3 protein-coding genes and 1 pseudogene are annotated in these 4,587 nt (G+C 42.0%); 3 read left to right on the forward strand and 1 reads right to left on the reverse strand.

The window, feature by feature from the left end:
- Nucleotides 1-106: 106 nt before the first annotated feature.
- Both ACH2DQ_RS23665 and ACH2DQ_RS23670 read left to right on the forward strand, forming a co-directional pair.
- Entirely contained in the window at nucleotides 107-1,699 is a 1,593-nt protein-coding gene (locus tag ACH2DQ_RS23665; protein ID WP_395028552.1) for a hypothetical protein, read from the forward strand.
- Between the two features lie 17 nt (nucleotides 1,700-1,716).
- Complete coding sequence (locus ACH2DQ_RS23670) at nucleotides 1,717-3,096, forward strand: ABC transporter permease (RefSeq protein ID WP_394911225.1); 1,380 nt, start codon at nucleotides 1,717-1,719, stop codon at nucleotides 3,094-3,096.
- A gap of 36 nt (nucleotides 3,097-3,132) precedes the next feature.
- Here the strand turns inward: ACH2DQ_RS23670 and ACH2DQ_RS23675 are convergent, their stop codons facing one another.
- Nucleotides 3,133-3,957: a helix-turn-helix domain-containing protein gene (locus ACH2DQ_RS23675; protein WP_394911226.1), complete on the reverse strand. Its 825-nt coding sequence runs from the start codon at nucleotides 3,955-3,957 to the stop codon at nucleotides 3,133-3,135.
- A 402-nt stretch (nucleotides 3,958-4,359) separates the two neighbouring features.
- On the opposite strand from ACH2DQ_RS23675, the pseudogene ACH2DQ_RS23680 reads away from it, so the two are divergent.
- A pseudogene (locus tag ACH2DQ_RS23680) lies at nucleotides 4,360-4,587 on the forward strand (hypothetical protein); the annotation flags it as partial.

The raw sequence follows: 4,587 nt of genomic DNA on the forward strand, positions 1-4,587 counted from the left end.
CAGGACGAAGAGAGATATAAAAGTGATGAGAGAAATAAAAAAAGGTATAAAAATTAAAAGAAGTATAAAAATTAAAAGAAGTATAAAAATGCTGGGGGCCTGGGCAATGATCTTTAGTTTAGTTCTGTGGTATCCCGGTATATCAGGGAAAGCAAAAGCTATATCAGATCCTCCGGAAACATCATCTGTTGAGAACTCTGCCGAGACTCCTCCTGCAGCGGAAACAGCTGCAAGCGGGACGGGAAGCAGTTCGGAAACATCTACAGAGACAAACACTGAATCTGTGACCGGGGAAACAAATGGAGGTAATGGAGAAAATACGCCGGCAGCAGCACCGCCGGTGATCAGAATCAGCAGAAGGGAAATAAAAAAGCCCATAAAAGCAGGAAAATCCTTTCAGGCAGTTCTGATTGTAGAAAATAAAAGCAAAGGAGTATCCATAGAGAACGCCCGGCTGAGTATTGAAACTGGAGAAGGGCTAATGTCCCAGGAGCTGACCGGTTCCCTGGATGTAGGAAAGGTTGGGATGCAAAGTGAAAAGAGCTGTAAGCTGCATTTGAAGACCGCTGATACGATCCAATCGGAAGTCCAGACCATAACGGTAAAGCTGGAATATGATTACCAGACATCAGAAGGTATGATCCATGAACAGAAAGAAGAAAAAATCATGATACCCACAGAAGTTTCCAAAAATCAGGATGTGGAAGCTCCAAATGAAAATGAACCGGTAATCAATTCCATGGAAGGTTCCGGCGGGGGAGATTCTTCCGGAGGGGATGCAGCGCCGGCAGATGAGAAAAAAGAAATTGATACGCCGGTACCCAATGTGATTGTAAGTAAATATGAATATGGGAAGAAAGTAACGGCGGGAAAAGAATTTCATTTAAAGTTACAGATCAAAAATACCAGTTCCATAACAGCGGCGGAAAATATGATTATGTCACTGGAACTGGGGGATGCCCTTGCTATTACCAATTCCTCCAACTCCTTTTACATAGATAAAATTGGACCTGGTGGGGTTTTGGAAAAAGAAGTGACCATTAAGGCGCTGGCAAACGGAAAACCGGAAAACTCCAAAGTGGATATCAGCTTTAAATATGAATATGTGCACAATAAGACAAGAACTCAGGCGACATCGGCGGAAAAACTCTCCATTCCCGTAATACAGCCCGACAGGTTCAAGGTGAGTGTGCCTCAGAGCCAGGAAGAAATGCATCAGTTTGCAGAAGCAACGTTAAGTCTTCCCTATGTGAATAAAGGAAAAAGCGCCGTCTATAATGTAGAGGCTTCTCTGGAAGGTGATGTGGAAACGGCGGAAAATTATAAGTATCTCGGTAACTTTGAATCCGGTTCCAATGGAACCATTGATTTTCTTATAACCCCTCAGAATGTGGGAAAACAGGAGGTACAGGTCAAAATTAAATATGAGGATTCATCCAATAAATCCAGAACTATCACAATAGCGGTTCCACTTCAAGTAACAGAACCCCAGGATCCAGCCGCAGATATGAACTTTGGAGAAGAGGAAGGAATGGGAGAAGAAATGCCGCCGGAAGGGGGAACGAACCTCCTTCCTTACGCAGCAAGTGTGGGTGGATTTATCTTAGTGCTGATTGTAGTGATTGCAGTGACAAAGAAAAGGAAGCGTAAAAAAGCTTTTTTGTATGAAGAGTTTGAAGACCAGGATGATGAAGAATAAACGGAGGTTTCCATATAATGAAAATAAATGATAAACTTCGGATGTGTGCGAGGAACCTCTACCGGAGAAAAGGAAGAACCTTCCTCACGGTCTCGGGTGTAGTAATTGGCTGCTGTGCTATTATTATCATGATTTCAATAGGTATAGGCATGAAAGAGTCACAGGAGAAAATGCTTTCTGAAATGGGAGATCTGACCATGATAACCGTGATGCCAACCCCCGGCAACCAAAAAGGGAAGTTAAAGCTGGATGAGAATGCGGTCAAAAGCATTCAGGCTTTAGACCACGTAATACTGGCGGCACCCAAAGTCAGTTTGAATGGGGAAAACACCCTGATTGCTGTTGGGAAGAACAATCGGTATCAGGCGCAGGGGATTAGTATAGTCGGAATGCCGGAGGATGCAATTGAGAAGCTGGGTTATCGGTTGACGGAAGGAAAATATCCGGGGAAGAAGCCATTTGAAGTTCTGGCGGGATCTGCATTCGCCTTTCAGTTTGCAGATACAAAACGGCCGGAGGGAAGTAATATGGTGGATTACTGGTCAAATCCTGAGGCAAAACCTTATTTTGACACCAAAAAAGAAGAGATAAATTTCCTGGTGGAAGAGGAGTCCTCCGGTAATGCCCCGTCTGCTGATTCTGATCTTCCAATGGGGGAAGAAACGAAAAAGTATAAGGTGCTGGCTTCTCTTAAAATCAGCGGTGTCATGAAAGAAGATTTTGGGAAAGGAGAAGAGACTTCCGGCGGACTGATTATGAAGCTGAAGGATCTGCAGGCAATTCAAAAGCTATTGTCAAAAAAGAAAAAAGCGAAAACAGTTCCAGAATTTTCACAGGTTATGGTTCAGACGGACAATGTGGAAGAAGTGGGAAAAGTAGAGCAGGTCATTAAAGATATGGGATTTCAGACCAGTTCCATGGAAAGCATACGGGAACCTATGGCAAAAGAAGCCAGACAGAAGCAGTTCATGTTAGGGGGGCTGGGAGCTATTTCCCTGCTGGTTGCGGCAATTGGAATTGCCAACACCATGATTATGTCCATTACAGAAAGAACCAGGGAAATCGGCATTATGAAATCCCTGGGCTGCTTTATCAGCGATATCCGAAGCATGTTCCTGATGGAAGCCGCAATCATCGGGCTGTTGGGAGGTATCATTGGAATACTGGTGAGTTTTGCCGTATCTGTTATAATGAATCTGTCGGCACAGCATTTCGTATTTACCTCATTCGAGGCACTGGCAAGCCTGTTAATGGAAAAGGGCAGCAGGACCTCCGTTATCCCGTTGTGGCTGGCAGGATTCTCCATGCTGTTCTCCACATTAATCGGAGTGATCGCCGGCTATTATCCTGCAAATAAGGCGGTGAAGATTTCTGCATTAGAGGCGATGAAGTATTAGAAATACAACGCTCCAATATTAAATCACTGGCATATACTATTTCTTCATTTTTTTGCGATAGTCCCCTGCGCTCATACCGCAGGCTTTGCGGAAACTCTGTGCAAAGTAACTCTGAGAGGAAAACCCGGACAGCTGGGCGATTTCAGCGATGCTGTGATCGGTAGCGGTTAGCAGTTCTTTACTTGCCTGTATTCGCTTTTCGCTCAGGTAATTGATGGGGGAAAGTCCATAGGACTCAGTAAAAGCGTGGGCAAAATAATATTTATTCAGATGAGCCATCTCAGCCAGGGTATCCAGTGTAATGTTATCGGATATGTTGGAATCGATATAACGTTTGATGCGGCTGCATTCCCGGCTTGCTTTCTGTGCAGGGGCGATTTCAAAGGAAAAATCGGCATGGCGGATCAGATTTATGATTAAAACTTCCAGCAGATCGGCACAAACCAGTTCATAATTTTTTTGCTTCTGCTCAATTTCCTGCAGCATGGAGGTAAAATAGAACATCATATTATGCTTATTGTTTTGACAGTTAAAAACGGTATATTCCTGATTGTCATCAAATGAAAAGCTAAGTCCCTCGACCCCCAGAATCACATATTCAAGCGGTGTGGTGTCGAGGGATTTTTCTGTATGTTCCAAATGAGGGTTGATAATTACCAGATCATCTTTTATAATAGGAAAGGATTTATCTTCAACAATAAAATTGCCGGCACCCTTTCGTACATAGAATAGTTCCGTGAAATAGTGAGAGTGTTTAATGCTCGGCCAGTCTCCTTCATAGCGGGCAGAAGTTACATACAGCAGTTTTACCGGCATTTTTTCATGTCCTGATTCAGTCAGTTGATAGCGTGTATTTCCCATATATTCTCCCTTCAGTTCTTATAATAATGGGGATTTTTCTGTCGTTTTTTGTCGAATGTCAAAAAAATTTTCCTATAATATTAGTTATATTGCGCTAATGAAAAAAATGAAATTTAGATATAATGATTATATCAGAAGTCTTTTGTTATTACAATAAAATAATAAAATCAGTTAAAACACAAAAAAATTGTGCAATATATTGGATAAATTGAAACTTTAGAGAAGTAAAGCAGAAAAAGTCTTGTTTAAAATGTATTTTATTTTTTTGTTTCGAAAAAGCAATAAATATAAAATATGGAGCAACATATGTATTGATAAATCCCGTAATTTCGATTATTCTTAATGTACAAAGTAAAGATGCGGCAACGTATCAAACATTTAAATTATTAGGAGGAAAATGTTATGAAGGCAAAAAAAGTTAAAAAAGTACTTTGTATGACCATGGCAGCAGCTATGACACTTGGTCTTACAGCGTGTGGAAGTGGTAGTTCTTCTGACACATCAGCAGCAAAAGATACAACTGCAGCAACAGAAGCAAAATCCGAGGCAGGAACAGATGCGGCAACTGAAGCAAAGTCTGAAGCAGCTGATACCGAGCAGGCAGCTGAAACAACAGCATCCGGAGAAGAG

It is taken from the genome of Robinsoniella sp. (assembly GCF_034124845.1).

Excerpts from the sequence above, each read along its gene's own strand:
- ACH2DQ_RS23675 (WP_394911226.1), bottom strand. The coding sequence starts at position 3,957 with ATGGGAAATACACGCTATCAACTGACTGAATCAGGACATGAAAAAATG.
- ACH2DQ_RS23670 (WP_394911225.1), top strand. The coding sequence starts at position 1,717 with ATGAAAATAAATGATAAACTTCGGATGTGTGCGAGGAACCTCTACCGG.
- ACH2DQ_RS23665 (WP_395028552.1), top strand. The coding sequence starts at position 107 with ATGATCTTTAGTTTAGTTCTGTGGTATCCCGGTATATCAGGGAAAGCA.